20 protein-coding genes are annotated in these 24,145 nt (G+C 30.9%); 2 read left to right on the top strand and 18 right to left on the bottom strand.

Going from position 1 to position 24,145, the window contains the following annotated elements:
• Window positions 1-2: 2 nt before the first annotated feature.
• From HM982_RS11505 to HM982_RS11435, 15 genes are all read right to left on the bottom strand, one after another.
• Window positions 3-1,349: an exopolysaccharide biosynthesis polyprenyl glycosylphosphotransferase gene (locus HM982_RS11505; protein ID WP_179353371.1), complete on the bottom strand. Its 1,347-nt coding sequence runs from the start codon at window positions 1,347-1,349 to the stop codon at window positions 3-5.
• A 204-nt stretch (window positions 1,350-1,553) separates the two neighbouring features.
• Entirely contained in the window at window positions 1,554-2,684 is a 1,131-nt protein-coding gene (locus HM982_RS11500; RefSeq protein WP_179353370.1) for a glycosyltransferase, read from the bottom strand.
• Complete coding sequence (locus HM982_RS11495) at window positions 2,677-3,876, bottom strand: O-antigen ligase family protein (protein WP_179353368.1); 1,200 nt, start codon at window positions 3,874-3,876, stop codon at window positions 2,677-2,679. Before HM982_RS11495 ends, HM982_RS11500 begins: the two co-directional genes overlap by 8 nt.
• A gap of 1 nt (window position 3,877) precedes the next feature.
• On the bottom strand, window positions 3,878-4,678 hold the full coding sequence (locus HM982_RS11490) for a glycosyltransferase (RefSeq protein ID WP_179353367.1): 801 nt from the start codon (window positions 4,676-4,678) through the stop codon (window positions 3,878-3,880).
• Window positions 4,671-6,053, bottom strand: coding sequence for an O-antigen ligase family protein (locus HM982_RS11485; RefSeq protein ID WP_179353365.1), 1,383 nt, complete (start codon window positions 6,051-6,053; stop codon window positions 4,671-4,673). The genes HM982_RS11490 and HM982_RS11485 overlap by 8 nt, the downstream gene beginning before the upstream one ends.
• Before the next feature lie 6 nt (window positions 6,054-6,059).
• A complete protein-coding gene (locus HM982_RS11480; protein WP_179353364.1) occupies window positions 6,060-6,968 on the bottom strand; it encodes a sulfotransferase family protein in 909 nt (302 codons plus the stop codon).
• 14 nt (window positions 6,969-6,982) lie between these two features.
• The gene (locus HM982_RS11475; RefSeq protein WP_179353362.1) at window positions 6,983-8,224 is read right to left on the bottom strand and encodes an MATE family efflux transporter; all 1,242 of its coding nucleotides are present in this window, start codon (window positions 8,222-8,224) and stop codon (window positions 6,983-6,985) included.
• A gap of 270 nt (window positions 8,225-8,494) precedes the next feature.
• Window positions 8,495-9,958, bottom strand: coding sequence for a hypothetical protein (locus HM982_RS11470; protein ID WP_179353360.1), 1,464 nt, complete (start codon window positions 9,956-9,958; stop codon window positions 8,495-8,497).
• Window positions 9,959-9,967: 9 nt separating this feature from the next.
• Window positions 9,968-11,338, bottom strand: a complete 1,371-nt coding sequence (locus HM982_RS11465; RefSeq protein WP_317167428.1) for an MBOAT family O-acyltransferase — start codon at window positions 11,336-11,338, stop codon at window positions 9,968-9,970.
• Between the two features lie 164 nt (window positions 11,339-11,502).
• Entirely contained in the window at window positions 11,503-12,360 is an 858-nt protein-coding gene (gene rfbD, locus HM982_RS11460) for a dTDP-4-dehydrorhamnose reductase (protein WP_179353356.1), read from the bottom strand.
• A complete protein-coding gene (gene rfbC, locus HM982_RS11455) occupies window positions 12,357-12,902 on the bottom strand; it encodes a dTDP-4-dehydrorhamnose 3,5-epimerase (RefSeq protein WP_179353355.1) in 546 nt (181 codons plus the stop codon). Before rfbC ends, rfbD begins: the two co-directional genes overlap by 4 nt.
• Before the next feature lie 21 nt (window positions 12,903-12,923).
• Window positions 12,924-13,976, bottom strand: coding sequence for a hypothetical protein (locus HM982_RS11450; RefSeq protein WP_179353354.1), 1,053 nt, complete (start codon window positions 13,974-13,976; stop codon window positions 12,924-12,926).
• 3 nt (window positions 13,977-13,979) lie between these two features.
• Entirely contained in the window at window positions 13,980-15,662 is a 1,683-nt protein-coding gene (locus HM982_RS11445; RefSeq protein WP_179353352.1) for a DUF6909 family protein, read from the bottom strand.
• A 34-nt stretch (window positions 15,663-15,696) separates the two neighbouring features.
• A complete protein-coding gene (locus tag HM982_RS11440; protein ID WP_179353350.1) occupies window positions 15,697-17,199 on the bottom strand; it encodes a GH3 auxin-responsive promoter family protein in 1,503 nt (500 codons plus the stop codon).
• A 217-nt stretch (window positions 17,200-17,416) separates the two neighbouring features.
• Window positions 17,417-18,286: a M23 family metallopeptidase gene (locus HM982_RS11435; protein WP_179353348.1), complete on the bottom strand. Its 870-nt coding sequence runs from the start codon at window positions 18,284-18,286 to the stop codon at window positions 17,417-17,419.
• A gap of 113 nt (window positions 18,287-18,399) precedes the next feature.
• Between HM982_RS11435 and tatA the strand changes: the two genes are divergently transcribed.
• Window positions 18,400-18,582, top strand: coding sequence for a twin-arginine translocase TatA/TatE family subunit (gene tatA / locus HM982_RS11430; protein WP_179353347.1), 183 nt, complete (start codon window positions 18,400-18,402; stop codon window positions 18,580-18,582).
• 99 nt (window positions 18,583-18,681) lie between these two features.
• Here the strand turns inward: tatA and HM982_RS11425 are convergent, their stop codons facing one another.
• The 3 genes from HM982_RS11425 to HM982_RS11415 all read right to left on the bottom strand — a co-directional run bounded on the left by HM982_RS11425 (window position 18,682) and on the right by HM982_RS11415 (window position 22,611).
• The gene (locus tag HM982_RS11425) at window positions 18,682-19,662 is read right to left on the bottom strand and encodes a DUF4837 family protein (protein WP_179353345.1); all 981 of its coding nucleotides are present in this window, start codon (window positions 19,660-19,662) and stop codon (window positions 18,682-18,684) included.
• Between the two features lie 19 nt (window positions 19,663-19,681).
• A complete protein-coding gene (locus tag HM982_RS11420; RefSeq protein WP_179353343.1) occupies window positions 19,682-21,241 on the bottom strand; it encodes a LysM peptidoglycan-binding domain-containing protein in 1,560 nt (519 codons plus the stop codon).
• Window positions 21,242-21,423: 182 nt separating this feature from the next.
• On the bottom strand, window positions 21,424-22,611 hold the full coding sequence (locus HM982_RS11415) for a phosphoglycerate kinase (protein WP_179353341.1): 1,188 nt from the start codon (window positions 22,609-22,611) through the stop codon (window positions 21,424-21,426).
• A 349-nt stretch (window positions 22,612-22,960) separates the two neighbouring features.
• Here HM982_RS11415 and HM982_RS11410 point away from each other — a divergent pair, with 349 nt between their 5' ends.
• Entirely contained in the window at window positions 22,961-24,118 is a 1,158-nt protein-coding gene (locus HM982_RS11410) for a DNA polymerase III subunit (RefSeq protein ID WP_179353339.1), read from the top strand.
• Window positions 24,119-24,145 lie beyond the last annotated feature (27 nt).

The following is a 24,145-nucleotide window of genomic DNA, read 5'->3' as shown; positions in this document are numbered from 1 at the left end:
TATTAATAGGCTTTCTCCTCTCCCTTAATTATATTAATAACTGTTTTAATAATAATTTTGACATCTAAAAACATCGACCAGTTTTCTATATAAAAGATATCGTATTTAACTCTATTATGCATATCCGAATCCTTTTCTATATTACCTCTATAGCCGCTTACCTGAGCTAAACCTGTTATACCTGGTTTAACCGTATGTCTAACCATAAACTTGTTTATTTTATTCTTATAGTCATTAGTATGGCTTAATAAAAGTGGTCTTGGTCCTACAACTGACATATTTCCAAATAACACATTATAAAACTGTGGCAACTCATCAATGCTTGTTTTTCTTATAAATTTCCCAACCTTTGTTATTCTCATATCATTTTTAGATGCCTGAACACTATCTGACTCTCTATTGGCACTCATAGAACGAAATTTGTAACAAGCAAAAAGTTTAAAGTCTGCACCGTATCTTAATTGTCTGAAGAAAACATCACCTCTTGACTCTAACATTATCAACATCGCAATAAGCGGTGTAAACCATGAGAGAAAACCAACAATAACTATAAGTGAAAATACAATATCAAAAGTCCTTTTAATAATTATATTTAAGTTCTCTTTTAAGGGGATATTACTTAATGAAAATATGGGTATAAGGTCATGATTTTCAAACTTTAATTTTTTTGAAAAAACATACTTATTATTAGGGATAAGTTTTAATGTTTTTAAATTATTATCAGCAAAATAAACTAACTCAGTCATTTGCTCATCAGATAATTCTTTTACAGAACAGTATATTTCATTTATATCATTCTCAATTATATATTTGAATGATTTATTTATATTTCCTAATTTACTGCTTACTCCTTTGTTTGTAAAAAATCCTTGATATTTATAATTGTGGTCTCTATTGTTTTCAAAAAAATACTCTAATTTTTTAGTAGAATCGTTATGACCTATGATAACAACATTATTATAATAAATGCCCTTATAGTGCAAATACCGCTTAAGTAGAATAAAGGTGAATATTCTCCAAAAACAAAGAACAAAAAATAAAAGCAAAAAACAATTAACTATTTTTAGAGTCTCTATTTTGTAATCTATAATATAAAAATAAGAAAGCACTAATAGTAAAAATAGAGATATCCTAGCTGTTAAAGTAATAACGATAATTCTGATGATTCTTAAGATTTTATTACCGTTCTTAAAAGGAGAAAATAAGGCAAGTATAATCCAAAAAAATAATGGTATAATTATTTTGTTGATGTCTGAAGTTAAAAACCTAAAAAACAGCAAGAAAACGAACAGTAGATCTACAAAATAAAGAACAAGTCTTAAAAATTGTGTGTAAAATCTATTATTCATAATGCTCCTCTAATCTATATAATAACTGAAGTTTTCGGGACAAATATAATTGAATCTAAGTAATATAAATAAATTTGAGCCTATATTTAAATCGCTAAAAAAATCTATCATATAATTGCTAAATTGAATTTCTCAATTAATAAAAATTTCAATAGCTGAATTGACTGTTAACTTTGAATTCTTATAAATAAAACGCCTTTATATTTAACAATAACTCACATATAATGCTTCTAAGTTTTTAATGTTTGTTTCTATATTAAAGTTTTTATTAAAAATATCTAATGATTTCTCTTCAAACGCTAACCTTTTAGTATCATTTTGAATTAATTCTATTGTTTTTTTACTCATTAAACTAATAGCATCTTCATCTAGCAAAAACCCATTTTTATCATCAAAAACTAAATCTCTATTGCCATCACAATCCGTTGCAATAACTGATTTAGATAAAGATAAACTCTCTATTACAGCATAAGGAAGCCCCTCATACCTAGCCGTAGTAATGTATAGTTTTGATTTGGAAACGATATGAAAAATCCGTTCGCGTTCTGTCCACTCAATTAAAGTTGTATTAGCTTCTAAACCATAAGCTTTAATTAAATGTTTTACATTTTCTGTGTTTGGACTTACCACACCAATTCCCATAATGACTAAATGTATATTTGGAATTTCTTTTTTAATCTCTTTCAATACTTCAATCATCAGCTCAATATTTTTTTGAAATGATGGTCTTCCTACGGTACAAATATATTCTTCAGGAAGGTTATAATTTGATATATCACTAAACTCTGGATTTAGAGTTATTGGAGATATGCAGTTATTAAAAAGTGCTGTTTTAGATTTCTTATAGTGTACCTCCCTGATACCTCTTTCTAACTCAGAATTAGATGATGCTAACAAAATTGAGTTTTTGTTTTTAAGTACTCTTTCTATTAACACATAAAAACGACGTTTAAGGCTACTACTAGCACTCAAAAAAGAATATGCTTGTGGTGTGTGTAAAACATTAATAGTATTTAAAAAAAAACCTGTAGTGTTACCTAATAATCCCCCTTTGGCACTATGCGCATGAATAAGATCGGGCTTTTCTTTTTTAATTATTTTGTACGCTTTTATTATTGATTTAAAATCTTTCAACAAGTTTATATCACGCTCTATTGGTATCTTGTACTCATCTACATAATTACCAGAATCATCTAAAAAATTCGAATTATCCTTTGTACCATGAATAACAATATTCTCAAATTTTGAGGAGTCGATAGCTTTTAATAACACTCGTAATGAAGTATCTACTCCTCCAACTGAATGAAGAATATGTATGATTTTTTTTTTACTCATCTAATAAATTATCTTCTGATTTTAGTGTTAATACAGTTAAAATTATCGCGAACAAATATACTCCTATTTGTCTATGAAATAAATTTTCTACTAAAGCAAATAACACTAGTACCAACAGTATGTTTAATTGATTAACCTCTTTCTTGTTGTACCACATAAGGCCATAGATTAAAAGTAAAAAAACAACAAGACCAATAATACCCTTACTTAATAATAAATCTAAGTACTGATTATGGGTATTAAAACGTGTTTCAAGGAAATAGGAAACTCGGTTCTTTTTAGAAATTGCATTAATATAACAGTCATTTAGACTGCCTTGGGTTTCATAAAAACCATCGCCTACAAGTAAATTATGTTCTGAGTTACCAACATGTGATAAGCCACAATTCCAAATGACATATCTAGGTTCCCATTCTCTTATCTTATGGAAGAAGTCATTTTTCTTATCCACGTACAAAAAACGCTTTGCCAAATTATCATTGAACAGAAAAAAAGCAGTAATCGTACCCAATATGAGCACTATAGTTATTAGTGATTTCTTAAAATTAGTTTCATAAAAAATCTTAATCATTATTAATAATAAAACGGTTATAATTGCCATTCTAGAAACCACTAAAAAAAGCAGACAAACACTTAGAAACATATTAAGTGCTATAATTATTTTATATTTTTTAGATACTTTAGACCATATCTTTAATGAAAAGGCAATACTTATAGAGTTTATAAAACCAAAATACAAGCGTTCTATAATTAGTAAATCATTAATATGCTGTCCTGATGCAATTTCAAATGAACCGGCTTCTAAAGTGAAGTTAACAAGGTTAAATACTGAAATAAGATTACCTAAAGTCACAGATGCGATAAAAAATAGTAGAAGCTTAAAATCTTTTTTTAAAGGAAGTGATAATACTAAAACGGCGATTAAGATAAACAACTTTTTGATAACGAACATATCCTCTGAAATCGTCCCTATAATTAACGATGATAATGCGATAAAAAGCACAAAAACTATGGCTATTAGGTATAATTTATTTGCTAGAAGTTTTCTAATAGGCTTTTTCTCAACAAAAAGAAGTAGCGCAAACAATACTCCGATAAGAATATTTGGGACTGCTCTAATATCATCTTCAAACGGAATGGTGAATACCAACGCGTAAAATAGATAATGATATATTTTATTAAATAATTTCAACCTAACTTAATTTTTTCTTCAATGCTGTTGTGAATTTTCGAGATACAAATAGCAACGGAATATTTCTAAGTAGCCCATAAATTGGATAAAAACCAAAATAAAAATTATCTAGAATAACACGAATCCTATTAAACACCTGAAGTCTTCTTTTCTGTGTTGAAATAGAATTAGGATCTGACACATAATACATTAAAATTTCTGGATAGTTTTCTACTTTATAATGTTTTATTGCCTTAAAAAAGAAAGCATAATCTTGAGATGCTCTTCGGTATTTTATTGGGTAGTTACCAACTTTTTCTAAAATTTCCGAATAAAAAATTACTGAAGGGTTTAAAAACATACTATTTAAATACATTTTTTTCTTTATTGTTTCATAATCTGAAGGTAGTTCTAATTCATGTAAAAACTCACTGTCTTCATCAATTACATTTGCCCATGTTCCTAATAGTTTCACGGATTTGTTTTGATCTAAATAATTGATTTGTTTAGAGCATTTATCTTTCATAAATATATCTCCACAATCAAAACGACCAATGAGTTCATAATTTTTATGTAATGCCACTTCTAATCCAAGGTTTGCAGCAACACCTACACCTTTATTCTCCTCCAGATATTTAAAATAAATAGCACCTGAAGTATAAATTTCATTTAATTTTTGCTCATTAGGTTTATGTTCACTTCCATCATCGATTACAAGGATATCAATATCAATTTGTTCATCTATTGATGCTAATGACTTCTCTAACCCTTTAGGGTTATTGTAATGCGCCATTACAAGAACAAGTCTACTTTGATTACTCATTTAATTGTTTATTTTGTTTTTTTATTACCATTATAAAGGCAAGACATAACCAAAAACCGTATATTCTAAATGTATCTGCTTTTAACCAATTAAAAACAAAACCTACCATTGAAATTGTTATAACCAGTGCTATAATGTTGAATTCATTTTTTATCTTAAACGTTTTGTTATAACACCAAAGTAAAATACTCATAAGAAATAACAATAAAATAGCAAAACCTATTATTCCCGTTTCTGCCAATATCCTAAGATATAAATTAAATCCTGGAGGGAATGGTGGGTGATCTTCATTTAAGTGTTTAAGTCTAAACTCCCAATTATCTACAGTAGCCCATTCTGGGTATTTATCTTTAGATTCAAAAGCCTGTAAACCATAGCCTGTACCAACAATAGGGTTTTCTTTAAAAACCTCGAACATGGCGGTTTGTATTCCAAATCGGGTTTTGTTTGATGTAGAGTGCACACCGTCATCAATCTTAAAAGAGGTGAGCTCATCATAAATATAATCTACTGTCGTTTTCATAAAAAAAACGAGAACTGCAGAACCTGTAAATACAGCTATAAGCGCTATTTTTACAAACAATTTATTAAATTTTCGGTCTTTAATTAAATAGAGCACAAATATAAAAGCTTGAACAATAATAATAAAGAACACCGCTCTTGATTCTGACAGAAAAGAAAAAAGTACCACCAATAATCCTGGTATAAAACGTTTATAACTTTTTTCGGTTAGAATATAGCTAAACATCCAGCCTGCAATACTCAACAAGTATGTTGCTAAAGCAGGAGGTTCAAAAGTAACTGAAGAAATTCTAAAGGTCCAACGATCAATTTTAACAGATGTAAATGGAAAATAATCAAAAAGATATAATGTGGGTCTTAGCCCATCCATTTTAAACTTAATAATCAATAGCTCAATAGTACCATAAACAACTACAACAATTAGAGAGTATAAAAACACTTTTCTTATCTTAAAAAAAATGTCTTTCAAATCATATTTCCCAATAATATTATAGAACGTAAGAAATAAAATGATAGCAGATATGAATATTGAAAAATATTGTCGAATAAAACGAGAAATACCTGTGGTGTGCTTAAAATAATACTGAGTAATATCATAGCTATTAAACACTGCGGAAAGAGCAAACCAAAGCAGAAGCAGTATTAATAGTTGAAAAATTGTATTTTTATAAGGTATACTTATTTTACCTGTAAAAAATATAAACACAGAAGCCAATAAAAAAAAGAGCACACACGAATCTCTACTGTACTCACCCAATATACCAAACCCTTCAAATGAATTAAAGGGTATAAAGAATATTCCTAATAGAAACAGCAGTAATGATATGCTTTTTAAATCCTTTGTAATTTTCATTATTGGTTATTCAAAATATTTAGGATTCCATGTAGAAACATCAACATTTAGTGTTTTTAATTTATTTACATCATCTTTAAAAGCTGCTACTAGATACGCCTCCGTTTCAACGCTAATTTCAGCCGTTTCTACCTTATAACCCTTAATTATATTTTGTTTAAGATGTTTAGCCCATACTGGAATTGGAAAACGTTTTTTAAAAGCTGTTTTAAGACTATTATCTTTAAATATCATTTTAGTAATAAAGTTACTTTTATAAGAACCTCCTGGGTTGTATCGCTTATCTAAATTAGAGGGTTCAAAATTAGTATCGACTCCTAAAAATTGAAATACTTTTTTTATTGTAGATTCTGTATGACGAGAAAGTTCTTCTTGAGTAATAATCAATACCTCATCAAAAACAGCTTGAGCTGCTTTTATCTTCTCGAAATACAATGAATTAAAGGTATAATACCAGAAATCAGAATAACTAAATTCTTTCCGTTTATTTTCTTCCATTAAGCCCTCATAAAAACTTAGTGTCTCTCTGTGAGCTCTTACTAAATGTAAATAGTTAGAATGCGCTCTCTTAATTGGGTCTCGTAATAAAATAATAACTTTTGGATTATTTAACGCTTTTTTTATGTTTTGAAACTCAGAAGGATAATTCATATATGACGGCGAAGCATCTCCTATAGCAATTTCATCTTTTACATTATGATAACAGTTTTTATAAGCTTCTAATGTTTTTATTTGTGTTTTTTTTATCTCTTTATCACCTGGTCCTTGATTTTGTTTCCCTAAAATATGGTTTGTAAAAAAATGCAATTCTTTTTGCTTAGGCATAAATATTTCAGGGTGCTCATCTAAATAATAATGCAGCGCTGTAGAACCACATTTTGGAAAACCAGAAACTATAAAATTAGGTAGGCTCATTCGTTCGTTTTAATTTAAGATATAAAAGTCTTTACGCTATCTTGTTTATACGTTATAATCGCCGCCATGGACTTCCATAAAATTATACTAAATGCAGTTGAAGATGCAGCTCCAATCATACCATATTTAGGAATAAAAATGACGTTTAAGACGACATTAACTAATAATCCAAAAATAAGCATTCTTTGTAACTTATTTTGTTTTCCAGTCATGTTCATATAAATACCAACAGGGCCACATAATGAATTAAAAAACTGACCAAATAAAATAATTAAAAGCGGAATTTGGGCAACGACATATTCATCCCCAAATAAATTAAGAATCCATTCTGAAAAAAAGGCTATAAAGGCTATTGCGGGGAAACTTAAAGTTAAAATAAGCCGATTACTATTTCTAAGTAAGGTTTTTAACCCATTATTATTACCGTTAGCATACATTTCCGCAATTTTTGGTGCTATGATAACATTTACAGATAAAAGTGCCAGAGAAGTTATCGTTGCTAATTTAACAGCTACAGCATAATATGCCACTTGTTCAAAAGTACCGTATTTTGTTAGGAGTAAAATATCTACACTTTGCATTAAAAAATAAGACAGTGCACTTATCGCCATAGGATAAGATTTTAGAAAAATGTGTTTATACGATAACTCTGAAATATCAGTTTGAAATTCTACTTTTGATATATTTAAATAAATAATTAAGAATGATGCTATAGCCAAACCTAAAAAACTCAACAGGTAAGCATCAATGATATATCTCTCATTAGAGGTATATGATAAATAAATTGCCAGAATAAAAAATGGTGTATACCTAAAAATATTTCTAAACAACTCCGACAAAATAGTCTTCCCCATCGCTCTTAGCATATCAATATTTAAAAAGGTAATAGCATATAAAGAAATAGCATACAGCACTTTATCTATGAGATATGAAGCTTCCTCCTTATTAAATAAATTGGTTATTATTTTATTAGGGATCAAAAGATTTATGAGTAATAAAACACAAGAAGTCAGAACAATTAAAGCTAACATTTTAAAATAAACTTTCTTAAGCGACCCTAACTTGTTTTGAGACTTAAAAAAACCCGAATAATAAATTATAGATTGGTTAGTACCTACTATAGAAAGCCCTCCAATGATCATTAATACGGTACGAACAAAATCATACTGACCAACTACACTTGGCGAATAAAAGTTGGTTAAAAAAAGAGATAGTAAAAATAATAATAATACGCCTGCAATTTTTATGAACAGCACCTTTAAGCTTCTGCCCATCAGGTCAGACTTCAAAAATTTTGTAACAAGGGCATTCATATTCAGAAAGACATATTTTTAAGATACTTACAAAGAAGTAATTAATGATTTATAAATAGTCACTCATAGAATTAAGATTCATCTTCATCGGCTAAGTACACTATTAATAAAAACCATACTTATAAACGGCAAAAGTAATCTTTTATTTGAGTTAGGGAAGTGTCATTACAGTTAGATGTTTTAGAAATGGGACTATTTGTATTTTAATATAAATTATTCAATTATGATACGTTTGTATGTGTTCTTCATGTGATATTTTTTATTCTTATCTCTAATAATATGAAAAATCGAATAACTACCTGTCTCTAATAGCTTTTTAGAAAGCTTTAATTCATATCCTCCATTTTCAAAATCTTCCCCATATTTTTTCACCAACATAGGCGCTTTCCTCTCCCTTAACTGATCTTCTCTCACAACATAAACAAAATTATTATTTTTCTTAAATGCAACAATCTTATCTCCTATTGAGCTTGAGATATCATTTTTATGCATCCATCCTTCAAGATTTATTGTCATTATATGCTTTGGTATAGTAATAACTTTATCACCTTTTATATCATTATAAAATTGTCCATTTATTTTATTTACAGAACCAATAAAATCCTCTTCTTGTTTAACTTTATCTGTGTTATAAATTAAGTTTTCTGGTGTGTTAAGAAAGTTATTTTGAAAAACCCCTTTAAGTTCTAAAGAATAATTATTATTCAAATAGTTAGCTAACAAAGCACTTGTTTTAATTTGACCTTTATAATTAACATGTTGATTGTCTGATACTTTTTCATTCATCATGCATGTGTAATCAAACCCTGTTGTTAAACTATTTAAATCAAAAAAATCAACGTTCTTATGATTTTTAGAAATACGTTTAATTTCTTTGTGCACTACATCAAACCCTTCTTTTGTTTTATTATAAAATGGTCGGTATACAGGAACACTATAAAAGAGTATTTTGAAACCATTACTATTTGATAAATCAATAATCTTATTTATATATTTCTCTTCATACGCTGTTAATTCCATACCCTCAGTGCTGAAGGTTTTTTCATTATATTTCTTAACTCTATCAAAAGATAAATGCCAATTTATTTTTTTATCAAGACTACGCTCACTAGCCGAATAAGTAAATTTTGAATATAGGGATTTAGACCATTTCTCAGTATCCTGCCAATTTTCATGGAATCTAAAAGCATTGAACATATGAAACAATTTACTTTTAGGATAGATACTTGCTATTTCTTTATATTTAGCTTTACCAAATCGCTTATTGTATTCCATTTTATATGGCGAAGCCATTAAGTTTCCACTTGAATCTATTATCTTATTATATCTAACCCCTTTATCAATAAGTGCCCAAGTTTCAATAGCAACAATTTGAGGGGATTGATATTTTAACGTTTCTAATAAATTATAGTAAATCTGAGCAATATTTATACCTCCTCCATTAATTTTAATTGAGTTTGTTTCGCATTTAGCATTTATAATATTAGTATCTAACCCTTTACCTTGGTGAGAGTTTCCTAAAAAAACTAAACTAACAGACTCTTTTTCTTCTTCATAAACTGTTCTATAAGAACTAACGGAAGAGTTATCATTTTCAATAAAAAAAGAATCGAAATACACCAATAAAGAAGCTAAAATTGCAACGAATACTAAAAGTTTTAGGACTAATTTTTTCATGTTAACTTTCTAAAATTGAAAATAAATAAATTCCTGAATATTACGATCACCATAGATACCAAAAACTATGATTGTCAACACAATACTTAAATAAAATGACCATCTAAATATTGTGGCTTGGTTATTTAAAAATTTTATTACATTGTATGTTCTATGGAGGTATTCAAACATAAATAATAATAAAATAGCGATTGTTATAATCTTAAATTCGTTGGGTTTAAAGCCAATTAAATAGGTGTTTTTATTGAATACGTCTCCCAGATTTACACCATTAAAAAAACCATTAATTATTTGAAATGAATCGCTTAAAGAGTTCGCTCTAAAAAATACCCAAGCAAAACATACAATAGTAAAAATAATGAAGCCAAAGAAAAGGTGGTTTGAAAGGTTGCTTTTTTGTAGACCTAGCTTATTAAACAGTTTTTTTCTTATCGTAAAAGTTCCTTTTTCAATCATTAATATAATACCATGGATAGCGCCCCAAATAAGAAATGTCATTGCCGCACCATGCCACAAACCACTAACTACAAAAACAATAAAAATGTTAGCATAGGTTCTAATCTTTCCTTTTTTATTTCCCCCTAAAGGAATATATAAATAATCTCTAAACCAAGTTGATAGTGAAATGTGCCAACGCCTCCAGAATTCAGTAAGTGATTTTGAGATGTAAGGACTGTCAAAATTTTTCATTAAATCAAAACCCATGGTGCGTCCCAATCCTATAGCAATATCTGAATAGCCTGAAAAATCACAATAAATTTGAAATGCAAAGAGTACAGTGGCATAAATATAACCAACGCCTCCATAATCATCAACGTTATTATAAACCTGATTAACGTAAAGTGCCGCCCGATCTGCTATGACCATCTTTTTAAACAAACCAAAAGCCATTAATAATAGACCAGACTTTACCAGTTTATAATTAAATATATAGGTTTTATAAAATTGAGGTAAAAGGTGCGATGCTCTTTCAATTGGGCCAGCGACCAACTGGGGGAAAAACGATACAAAGGCACTGAATGCTATAACATCATGTGTTGGTTTTAATTGTTTTCGATAGATATCAATCGTATAACTTAAGGTCTGAAAGGTGTAAAAACTAATACCTACAGGGAGAATGATATTTAATGTAGACACTTCTAATTCATTACCAAATAAACGGAAAGAGTCTACAAACGATTCTATAAAGAAATTAGTGTATTTAAAATATACTAGAAACCCTAAATTGACCAACAAACTGACAAGTAAAAGCTGTTTTCGTTTGCGCTTTTCTTCAGTTTTATACATTTGTTTGCCGACATAAAAATCGACCAAAGTACTTACGGCTATTAAAAACAAAAAACGCCAATCCCACCAACCATAAAAGGTATAACTCGCCACAAGTATTAATACGTTTCTTAGAGTTAGATTTCTTGATACAAGCCAATAAAGGACAAAAACTATCGGAAAAAAGATAGCAAAATCAAGAGAGTTAAATAGCATATATAATATTAGATTTCTTAGTTATAATTTTGACTCACTATTTCAATTATTTAATAAAAAGATTACTCTAGTTTTGAGTAAGCCATAGCCAAACTAGCTTTCCAGTTCGGAATTTTAATAGCTAAAAGCGGACTTATTTTTGTGGTATTTAAAACACTAAACTGAGGGCGCTCAGCTGGTGTTGGATAATCTGTTGTTTCTATTTTATTGAGTTTTATAGAACTGCCGCTTAATCTAAAAATTTCTTTAGCAAAATCGTACCAACTTATTTCACCATCATTACTATAATGATAAATGCCGTAAGCGCTACTTTTAGCTTCTATTATTTGCAATACAGCCTCAGCTAAATCTTTTGCATACGTCGGGCTCCCAATTTGATCACCAACAACCCCTATTTCATTACGCTCACTCGCTAATCGTAACATCGTTTTTAAAAAATTATTCCCAAATTCAGAATATAACCAAGAGGTCCTAATTATAAAGTGTTGCTCTAGCGTTTTAGAGATGGCTTGTTCACCTTTTAATTTAGTTTTGCCATAAACACCTAAAGGATTAGTGATGTCACTTTCTAAGTAAGCTTTAGACGATTTACCATCAAACACAAAATCTGTAGAAATATGAATTAAAATCACCTGGTGTTTTTTACATGCTAAAGCTAAATTTTGTGCACCAATATGATTTACTTGATCAGCAAGCTCAATGTTGTCCTCTGCTTTATCTACAGCTGTATAAGCTGCTGCGTTTATGCAATAATCAAAAGGGACTTCTGAATTAAATACCGAGTCTACAGTAGCTTTATTAGTAATATCTAATTCCGAAGACGACTTAAAAAAAAAATTGATTTCTGGATAATTTAAAGCAATATCCTGAAAACATTGCCCTAACTGTCCATCTTTTGCAGTAACAAGAACATTAATCATAATTTAGCATTTTTAAAGTTTGGCAACACTAAATCCTTCTCCGAAATAATCAATTCTTCATCTGATAGTCGCCAATCAATCCCTAAATCTTCATCATTGTAAATAATACCTGCTTCTGATGCCTTATGATAATAGTTATCACATTTATAACTAAAAATAGTATCGTTTTCTAACACAATAAACCCATGAGCAAAACCTCTAGGTACAAAAAACTGTGTTTTATTCGCTTCTGAAAGTTCTACTGTGACATGTTCTCCAAAAGTTGAGGAATCAGGTCTTAAATCGACAACAACATCTAAAACACGCCCTTTTACAACTCTTACAAGCTTTGACTGTGCGTGTTTACCACGTTGATAATGTAATCCTCTTAAAACGCCTTTAGAAGACTGAGATTCGTTATCTTGTACAAAGTTAATATCTATGCCTAAAGCGTTATTAAAGGTAGCTTGATTGTAGCTTTCTACAAAATAGCCGCGTTTATCTTTAAAAACTTGTGGCTCAATAATAAAACAGCCTTTTAATTTTGTTTCTTTTATAATCATAGAAGTTACGATATTTATTTCTTAATCATAATTCTTGATGTAATTAAATGCTTTGTAAGCAAAAGAAACTAAGAGGAAAAGTACTAGTGCTAAAAACGGAAACAATAATGAATAACGATAAGAAAAGCTTTTATCTCTTTTGCCTAATTTATCAAAACTAGATAACACATCATAATAGGTGTTTTCTTCGGCTACAGTTCTGTTTAGGTCATTTAAATCTTTTCTTATGTAGATTTCTCGTAAAAATAAATCGTATTCCTTAGTAGCCGTTTTCTCCTCTTGAAGTGGTAATACATTTCCTAATCCAAGTGATAAATTTGGATTTTTAGAATCGTTTTCAATCGCCTTTAAATAGGTTTTTTGAATGCTATCTAATCGGTCTAATTGAGTTTTTAAGTTATCACGCTCCATAAGCGCTACGGTATCTCTAACTCTTTTTTTGTACTTAGAAAAATCATTCTCAAAGGTTTTTCTGAACCCTTCTTCTAAGTGCGGAAAAATATCTATTTTACTTGATTTTGCTTCTATAGCAAACAGTCTTCCAGACATTAAGTCTCTATTTTTTATATATTCAACATAGCTCAACTCATCCACCAAAGAAGTATCTACAGATTGTACATACTCATCGTATTCTATAAATAAGTCATTTTGAGTTTCTGGACCAGCTTCAAAATTAAAACTCACTAATTCCTTAGCGTCCGTAGAGTCAATATTAAAAATTTCTGATAGTTCTTTAACATTTTCTGAACTTATCAAAGCATTAAAATAATCAATATTACTAGCCAGTTTGTATTTAGAATCGAAGTTTGGTTTTACCACCATTTCAGAATAATATACAGGTGCTTTACTCTTTTCATAGATATAACCAATAACAGCAGTAATTAATAAAATAGGGCCTACAAATTTAAAGTATACCACAAGTGGCTTAATTGCATAGATAATAATAGAGAAAAGCCCCTTTAAAATCCGACCTATAAAATTAAAAAATCTTTGAAATAAATTGCCAATAGCATTAAACAATTGCCCTAAATCAACCTCTTCATTGTCGGGTTTTTGTGGTAATTTTTCACTCATTTTTTATGAATTAAATATTTGTTCTAAAATCTTTTTTGTAATCACATACGTCGGTTTTACACCAGAAGTTCCTAAACCACCAGAAGCCAATGTGCCTCCTGTTTCTAAAGGATTATCACTAGCATAATACGCATACCTTACTTTAACGTCTTCATTAATACTGTTTCTTACTCGAGATGCCGCTTGAATGGCTTTTTGGTAGTGTGCACCTTCCATTTCTAAACCTATAACATTCCATGTAGAGTTTTTAAAGAATTTTAATATCTCTTTATTTTGAAGCGAAGTTCCTAATACTGTAATCATTGTACCTTCAAAAACAGAAACACCACAGTCTTCTAAATCCTTAATGCTCAATTCATTTTTAAAAGGATAATTATCAGCTGTTCCTTCAAAAATATGTGCTGTAGGAATCATTACATCGCCTTTAGCGCCTTCTAAAATCCCTGCTTTTCCCATTATTGAAATAGACTTTACATTCAGTTGAACATCTTTACCATCGACATGTATTGGTTTTAAAAGTTCGTCTAATGTTTCATAGGCTTGTTCTCCAAACGCATAATCCATAACAAAAATAACCGCTTTGTTTTCTTTAACTTCTTCTAAGTATTTAAACTCAGTTTTAGAGAAATCAATTTTATCCGTATCAAAAATCTGAATATCAATGTTTGTACCCGAAGTATCATTAATCTGAATCATTCCGCTTTGCAACGCAGATTTTTCTACTTTATTGCGTAAAAGACTGTTTTTTGATTCACTTAAAGCTTCATAAGTCTGAAAAATATCCTTTTTAGCATCAGCGCCTTTAAGTGTACCTTTAGCAAATAAAGAATTCATAACACTATGCATGTTTGCACTAATGATATGTATTGGTCGCTCTAATAATCCGTTTTTATGCAACTCAGATTTTATCGTCTCTGCCCAAACTTCACCATGAATATGGTGTCCTAAACGCTCTCTTAAAACCGGACTAAACGTTATAGTTCGCTTAGTATTATTAATGGTTTCTTCTATAGCTAATTTACCTAACCAATACACAATATGTAATAAACGTTCTGGCTGACTCTCTGTAGCAAACTTAGGGTAAGCTTCTGTAAGCTCATTAAATGTTCTGCCTAAAATATTGGCCGTATGGGTAATGGCAATTTCACGTTCTTTTTGTGTCAATTTTTTTGTTGCCGTAACCGCGTTTTCTAATTTTTGCCAATCTCTAACCGTTGATCCTTCTTCATCAATGATAACACGTTTGCTAATTTTATGAGACTCTACAAATAAAAATGTAAGATGCGTTAGTATATCGTATATCTCAGAGCGTCCTCTAGTGATTTCAATATTCATTTGCTCATCGTCTATTCTATAGCAATTCCGACGTCGTTTAGGTGGAATTATAGCTTTAAAGTGCGAATTAGCGTAGCCTTCATCACTAGTAAGATTAATAAATGTACACTCTTCTATGCCTTGTGGTAAACGATCTACTACATAGAGTAAACCTTCTAATTCCGCTTTTTCTTCTCCAATAGATCCGTAGATTTCTGGACGTAAAAGCAGTAATGCTTCACGTAAGGTCTCTCCAGAAACGCCCATTGGTTTGTAAAATCCTCTATTAAAAAGGTGGCGCATGGTAATGTACATACGCTCTATAGCACTAGAGCTCTCTTGAGCTCGTGTTCTTCCTTGTTTTTTATTCATGATATTCATATCATTTTAACCCACAAATATAGGTTTATTTAGTTAAATTAAGTTCATGCATTTGGTCTGCAATTTTTCTATCATTAGACAATCTTGGAATTTTATTTTGCCCGCCTAGCTTCCCAATCGATTTCATATATGTTTGAAAGCCGTCTTTTTTAATTTTTGTAAGCTTTAATGGCCTCAAAACTTTGCCTTCTATTAAATCAAAATAATAGGAATTTTGTTGTTTTAAAGATTGCTCTAAAGCAGCTATTAAATCGGATTCTTTTTCGGGTTCATTTCCAAATTCTACTAACCACTCGTGGTATGGTAAGCCTTCCGAAGGATTTATCTGTGGTGCTACCGTAAATTCATTTACCGAAATTGAGGTATTTGCCGTTGCTTCCTTTAAAGCTTGTTCCACTTCTTTCCCAATAACATGTTCTCCAAAAGCTGAAATAAAATGTTTTATGCGGCCGCTTACCATCACTCTATAGGGTTGTAATGAAGTAAACTGAATGGTATCGCCAATATTGTATGCCCAAAGTCCTGCAGTAGTAGAAATAATCATTACATAATTTACGCTTAACTTTACATCAGCAATGGTAATTCGTTTTGGGTTATCATCAAAGAAATGTTCAGCCTCTACAAACTCGTAAAAAATACCCGAATTCAATTGCAGCAACATGCCTTTTGCATCTTGTTTATCTTGAAATGCAAAAAAGCCTTCACTAGCCGGATACAACTCTATACTATCAACTTTTCGACCAATTAAATTTTCGAATTTAGCTCTGTAAGGTTCATAATTAACACCTCCAAAAATGAAGAGATTGAAGTTTTTAAAAAGATCACCTACTTTTTTTCCTGACTTTTCAGTTAGCTTTTCAAAATACATTTGAACCCAAGACGGAATTCCAGAAATGATGGTCATGTCTTCATTTATGGTTTCTTCAACTACAGCGTCAACCTTAGTTTCCCAGTCTTCAATACAATTGGTTTGTAAGCTAGGCAATCTGTTTTTTTGAAGATATTTTGGTACAAAATGTGCTACAATTCCTGATAATCGTCCGAGTTTAATACCATTTTGTTCCTCTAGAATTGGGCTTCCTTGAAGGAAAATCATTTTGCCATCCACAAATTTTGAATTTCCCGTTTCATAAATATACATCAAAATGGCATTCCGTGCCGCTTCAATGTGCGTTGGCATGCTTTCTTTTGTAATTGGAATATATTTTGCTCCAGAGGTTGTTCCCGAAGTTTTCGCAAAATAAATAGGTTTGCCTTTCCAAAGAATGTCTTCTTCTCCCGCAACAACGCGTTTTATATAAGGTTTTAATTCTTCGTAATCTCTAATAGGAACATTTGCTTGAAATGTTTCATAAGAGCTAATTGAGTTAAAATTATGATCCTTACCAAAAGCGGTATGTTTGGCTTCTGAAATTAAATTCTGAAAAACTTTCTGTTGTATTTCAACAGGGTTTTTTGCCCATTTTTGAATACGTTTGGCTACATATTTGGCAAATGGTTTTGCTAAAGCTGCTTTTATTGATGCCATAGTTTAATATGAATTTTAAACCCGTTAATTATTAAGTGATTTTGTTTTTGGCTAAAATTAAAAAGTGAATGGTTTCTTATTTCAACTCGAGCAACATTAAATAACCTTGTAATATTGATTACCTGTTGCGAAGGCGCTTGATTATGAAATATACTGTTTTGATTGTCTTTACTCGAAAAGAAATCGAAACTTAAAAAGATAAAACAGCAAATTATTTTCATTCAAAATTGATAAAATTAGTTGGGTTAACCGAATAGCCTTTACTCCACAATTCAAAATGAAGATGTGGTCCTGTGGTTAATTCTCCTGTATTACCAGACATTGAAATCACTTCGCCTGCCTTAACAATATCACCTTGTGTTTTTGTAATTGCTGAGTTGTGTTTGTAAACAGAAATCAATTCTCTATTGTGTTCTATTATAACAACGTAACCCGTTTCTACCGTCCATTCTGCAAAAATAATAGTGCCATCTGCTGTTGCTTTTACTGGTGTATTAACAGGAACCACTATATCTACAGCAAAATGCTTGTCTTCTAAATTATAGCCTTCTGAAATGGTACCATTTACAGGTGGAAAAAGTACGTAATTAGATTGGTCTCCAGAAACTTCAAACAAATTGTACTTATCTTCTTTGGCTACTTTCTCTCTCAATAAAGAATCCTCGCGATTGGTTGGCACCGGTAAAATATCAAGGTCATTTTTAGCTGCTTCTATAATAGAATCTCTATTGAAATCTATTGTTGCAACATCTCCTGTTAAAACTTTTCTTATGGAAGCATAATAACGCTTATTTAATTCTAATTCTTGAACTAGGGAATCCGTTTTATAATTAAGTACTGTAGCTTTCTTTTTTAATGATGCCGAAGAATACCCAGGAATATATTCTCTCAATGGCGTAAAAGCAATTAATAACACCGTAAAGAAAATCAGCGATATAGCAGATATTGAAGACAAAATAAACACATTAAGACGGGTTAATTTTATAGCAAACCGTTCCTCAAAAGTATCTTCATTAAGTATGACCAAACGGTACTTATGAAGTAACTTTTTAGTGAATTTCTTTTCTTTTTTTTTCTTTTTTGCCATCGAAACAAAATTAGTTAAAATACTGAAATAGTACCATCATAAAGTCTTAAAGTTGGTTAAACAACGTTATTATTAAACTATAATTACTAACTTTGCAGTCTAAATTTTATATTATGAGTTTAAGTATTATACCATTAGTGATTGGTCCATGGCAATGGGTTGTCATCGGACTCGGAATTCTTTTATTGTTTGGTGGTAAAAAAATCCCTGAATTAATGAAGGGGTTAGGTAGTGGAATTAAAGAATTTAAAGACGCTAGCAAAGAAGAATCTACAGACATTAAAGAGAAAGAATAAATTCTATTGGCCTAAAAGCCATTATAAAGAAATAAAAAAGAGGTCTACTAAACATATGTTTTAGAAGACCTCTTTTTTGTGTTTTAAGTATGTCGTATTTTACTCAATACTAATAGACTTAATTATTGCTTCTAATTCAAAAATATAATCGCGTTTATCTAAAGATGGTGCATAAACATAGCCATCAGCGACTAAATAACGATTATTAATTTTATCTTCTATAGCATACGTTATAAAAGGGCCTGCCATAGTGTACCCTTTCATTTCCCACATACCTCGTACTTCATAACTTGGTTTATTATCTATAATCGTTTTAAACATGGATGGCGCATAAGCATCTTCTACAGCCATATAAATACCATCTTCTCCTGGAATTTTTGTTTTAGTAATAGTATCTCGCATTTTTACTATATCTACAATAGTACTGTCGCCTTTAGAAAGTGTTTCCATAGGTACTTCATATAGCATTAAGTCTATAGTTTTAGTATTAGTCAGACTTTTTCTAATCCAGAAAAAATCGCCATCGGCTTTACCTATTTTGTAGGCTGAAGGAATATCAATTGTGATGCCCAAAGTCTTTTCCATCTCATCATCTGCTAATAAAGCAAGATTAATTCGTCTTAATTTCTCTTTAACTTCTTCTTTGTTAAAAGCATCTACAATTTTATCTCGGTTATCTTTTAGTTGTGCAATAATCTCTTCATCTGTTTTACCAGCTACAACTACCACTGTTTGTGGTTTGGCAAATGCATCTTTAACAATTTTAGTGGTGTCTACTACATTACCTTTTTCTACTTTTAATACAATTCTGCTTCGAGCAGCAAAACCATCGAATACCTGAGTTGGTATTTGTTTCATGTTAAACAAAGGTTCTTCTGTTGGCAAACCTTCTAAAGGTGCAGCAAAAATATTTCGGATATTTTCGCCTACATTTCCTTCCCAAACTATGTTATCAGCAACCACAGAAATAGTATTTAGATTACCATTAGATGCCGGCAAATACGATTGTTGATCTTCTTTTTTAGTCTCACCACAGCCTAGTAACAAGGCACAAAATAATACAGTATAAAAAGCTTTCATAAATTTATTTTTTATTGGTTTATTTAGAAACAATTAGTGTCATTCCTATTTTGAGTTTACTACCACTAATATCGTTCCAATCTTTGATATTATCAACAGAAACACCAGGAAATTTTTGAGCAATAGTCCAAAGTGAATCTCCAGACTCTACTTTATAGGTTGTTTTACCTGCTGTATTAACTGTTTTTGGAGCTGGTTTAGATGGTGCTGAAACCCCATGATTTCTAGGAAAAATGGTTAATCGTTGTCCTATTTTAAGATTGTTACTTCGTAAGCCATTCCATTGTTTTAATTGACTAACTCTAACACCGTACTGTCTAGCAATTTTACCCAAATAATCACCACTCCTTACACGATAACGAATTTTAGTTTCTGCATTGACAATCTCTGGTAAAGGTTTTTCTTGTTTTTTAAATTCAGCATCAGCAAAAGCATAAATTTGATCTTCATTGGTTACAAAGGTACCAATAGCTTCACGTGGTAAGCGTAAAGTGTAGGTTTTGCCTTCTACTTTAGGGATGATATCTAATTTATAAGCCGGATTTAAAAACTGTAATTCTTCTATTTTAATACCTGTAGCATCTGAAACATGTTTTAATGAGATCATTTGTTTCACATGAACCGTATCTGTTTGTATCAACTGAAAATCTGGTCGTTCGGGTTTAAAGCCATGTTCTTCGGCATATTCAAAAATGTACATAGTTGCTAAAAAGGCAGGCACGTAACCTGCAGTTTCTCTCGGTAAATTATGACGAATATTCCAATAATTTTTAGAGCCTCCAGAACGTCTAATCGCTTTATTTACGTTTCCAGGACCAGAATTATAAGCCGCTAATGCCAAATCCCAATCGTTAAAAATACGATAGACTCTATTTAAATATTCTGCTGCTGCTGTGGTCGATTTTATAGGATCACTTCGGTCATCAACATAACTACTCACATCTAAATTATGTTCTTTTCCGGTACCATACATAAACTGCCAAATACCTGTTGCTCCTACTCTAGAACGGGCTCTTGGTTTTAATGCCGATTCTACAATCGCTAAATATTTCATTTCTAATGGAATATTATGATTGTCAAATTCTTGCTCAAACATGGGAAAATAAAAATGACTTAAGCCCATTAAACGCTCTAATGAGCCTCGTCTGTGCTTTAAATATCTTTTTATTACACTTTCTAAAGACGTGTTATACTCCACATTAAAGGGCGTTCTTGCATTAAGCCGTGCTAATCGCGCTTTTAAAGTATCTGTAGACAATTCAGGATAATCAACTGGTTCATAATCTAGTTCGGTGACCGATTTATAAATGGTATCAAATAGCGAGTTACTATACAGTTCATCTAACCATTTTTTATCAAGTTCTGCAACGTGCTCTAAATCTTTAAGATTATTAACGTTTGTTGAGTCGATAATAGCTTCAATTCTATTCGCTGGTTTAAATAGCTTACCGTCTATAACCGAATCTTTATTTGAAACAACATCATCTGGCTTTTTTGTAATACTATCCGTTTTTATTTGGGAAAATCCCACAAAAACCGTCAAGCTAAAACAAGCCCATAAATATGTTTTTAATTTCATGTGTTTATATCTATTGATTTCAAATAGTTGTACCAATAACTATCAAGAATGTTCGCAATTAATCATTGGTTAAATGGTAATATATTGAACCCGTACTTCTCTTCATTTACAAGCATAAGCAATTAGTACAACAATGCATGTTATACTAACGCTTAAACTTTAAAAAATAGTATGTTTTACTTTTAATCTAATATGGCCGCAATACCAGGTAAAGTTTTACCTTCTAAGCTTTCAAGCATAGCACCACCACCAGTACTTACATAGCTTACCTTGTCTTCAAATCCAAATTGCTTAACAGCAGCAACAGAATCGCCACCCCCAACTAAAGAAAAGGCACCGTTTTTGGTTGAATTAGCAATTGAGTTTCCTAATTCAATGGTTCCGTTAGCAAATGTTTCCATTTCAAATACACCTAAAGGACCATTCCAAAGTATGGTTTTACATTCGTTTACAACCTTATCAAAATTTTCAATAGATTTTGGCCCCGCATCTAAACCTTGCCAGCCATCAGGAATTGTAGTCACATCACATACTTGTGTATTAGCCGTATTGCTAAAATCATCTGCAGCAATAACGTCTACAGGTAAGTGAACTTTGACACCTTTAGCTTCTGCTTGTTTTAAAATATCTAGTGCTAATTCCATTTTATCGTCTTCACAAATAGAATCACCAACACTTCCACCTTGCGCTTTTATAAAGGTGTAAGTCATACCTCCACCAATAATTAAGTGGTCTACTTTATCTAAAATATTTTCGATAACCGTGATTTTTGAAGATACTTTTGCTCCTCCAAGTACGGCTAGGACTGGTTTTTCACCATCATCCATAACTTTCTTAATACTTTCAATTTCTTTAGCTAATAAACTTCCGAAGCATTTATTTTCTGGAAAAAATTCAGCCACAATCGTAGTAGAAGCATGTGCTCTGTGTGCTGTTCCAAAGGCATCATTGATATAAATATCACCTAATTTAGATAATTTTTCTGCAAACGCTTTGTCACCTTGCTTCTCTTCCTCGTGAAAACGTAAATTCTCAAGTAATAAAATTTCTCCTGGTTGTAATGCTGCTGCTTTTTCTTCAGCTTCATCACCAACACAATTGGAAGCAAATTTTACTTCAACACCTAAAATATCTTTAATTTTTGGAATGATATGTTTTAAAGAAAACTCATCTTGAACTCCTTTTGGACGTCCTAAATGCGACATTAAAACGCAACTACCACCATCTTCTAAAATTTTAATGATTGTTGGTTTTGCAGATACAATTCTAGTCGCATCAGTAACTTCGAATTTATCATTCAATGGCACATTAAAATCCACACGGATTAATGCCTTCTTACCTTTAAAGTTGAAATCGTTTAATGTCTTCATTTTATATTTGAATTTTATATTTCTTAATTAGTGTAGTTTAAATATTAAAAACTAAAAGCCTTGTTTCTTGACACGGTATTACAGACAAAATTCTAGTCTAAAAACACATTTTATTTGTTTGAATTTTGAAACACAAATATAAAGATTAGAAAGAGAAATATTTTATATAGTTTTGCTTTTAGTAACGATAAAATTAAAAATGTCATTTTATTAGCCTCATAGGTATTAAAATTACGTTTTTATAGGCTTATTCTTACTGTTTAGACCTTCTTAGTTGAACTCAATTACACATACAAACTGATATTCACTAAACCATCTTTATTAATCTTGTATTTAAACCGTTTACGTTATGCTATTTTCTGAAGTATTAGGCCAAAAACACATAAAAAATCACCTTACCACAAGTGTTGATGCTGGCAGAATAGCGCATGCACAATTATTTATTGGACCAGAAGGATCGGGTACACTGCCTATGGCCTTGGCTTATGCGCAATATATTTTGTGCAGTAATCTAAATGGTGAAAATACCGGAGGCAATGCGTCTTGTAACTTAAAATTTAAAAATTTCTCGCATCCCGACCTCCATTTTGCGTTTCCGGTAACCACAAGTGATAAGGTAAAAAGTAAACCTGTTTCTAAGTTTTATTTGGAAGAATGGCGCCAACTTTTAGACCAACAACCCTACGGCAACTTGTTTGACTGGTACAAACTTTTAGGTGTTGATAACAAACAAGGACAAATTGGTGTTGATGAAGCTTTTGAAATTGTAAAATCACTCACCTTAAAATCTTACGAAGGCGGTTATAAAGTGATGCTCATCTGGATGGCGGAAAAAATGAATACCGCTAGTGCCAACAAACTTCTAAAACTGATTGAAGAACCACCAGAAAAAACAATTTTTATCTTAATTGCTGAAGATGAACAGCAGATTATTAATACAATTAAGTCGCGCTGTCAACTCTTACATTTTCCGCCCTTAGCCGAAGAAGCTATTACAGAAGCATTGGTAAAAAATTATCATATTGAAGAAGCCGTTGCAACCAAAATTGCTCATCAGTCCAACGGAAATTACAATAAAGCCTGTGATCTCATCTATCAGGATAGTGAAGATATTCAGTTTGAAAAATGGTTTGTATTTTGGATTCGTTCGGCATTTAAGGCCAAAGGAAATAAAGCTGCTATACACGACTTAATTTCTTGGTCTGAAGAAATTGCTAAAACAGGTCGTGAAACACAGAAAAAATTCCTAAGTTTTTGTTTAAACTATTTTAGACAAGCTTTATTACTCAATTATAATGCTAATGAATTGGTGTATTTAGAACCTAAATCAGAAGATTTTAAACTGGAAAAATTCGCCCCTTTTGTACACGATTCTAATATTTTAGAAATCTCAGAAGAGCTTCAAGATGCGATCTATCATATTGAGCGTAACGGGAGCTCTAAGATTGTTCTTACCGATTTATCCATTAAACTCACACGTTTATTACATAAAAAAAGTCAAGCTTAGATTAGCTTGACTTTTTAAAAATTGTAT

It is taken from the genome of Winogradskyella vidalii (assembly GCF_013403955.1).
Taxonomy (GTDB): Bacteria; Bacteroidota; Bacteroidia; order Flavobacteriales; family Flavobacteriaceae; genus Winogradskyella; species Winogradskyella vidalii.
This window is presented reverse-complemented; position numbering and strand designations above follow the sequence as displayed.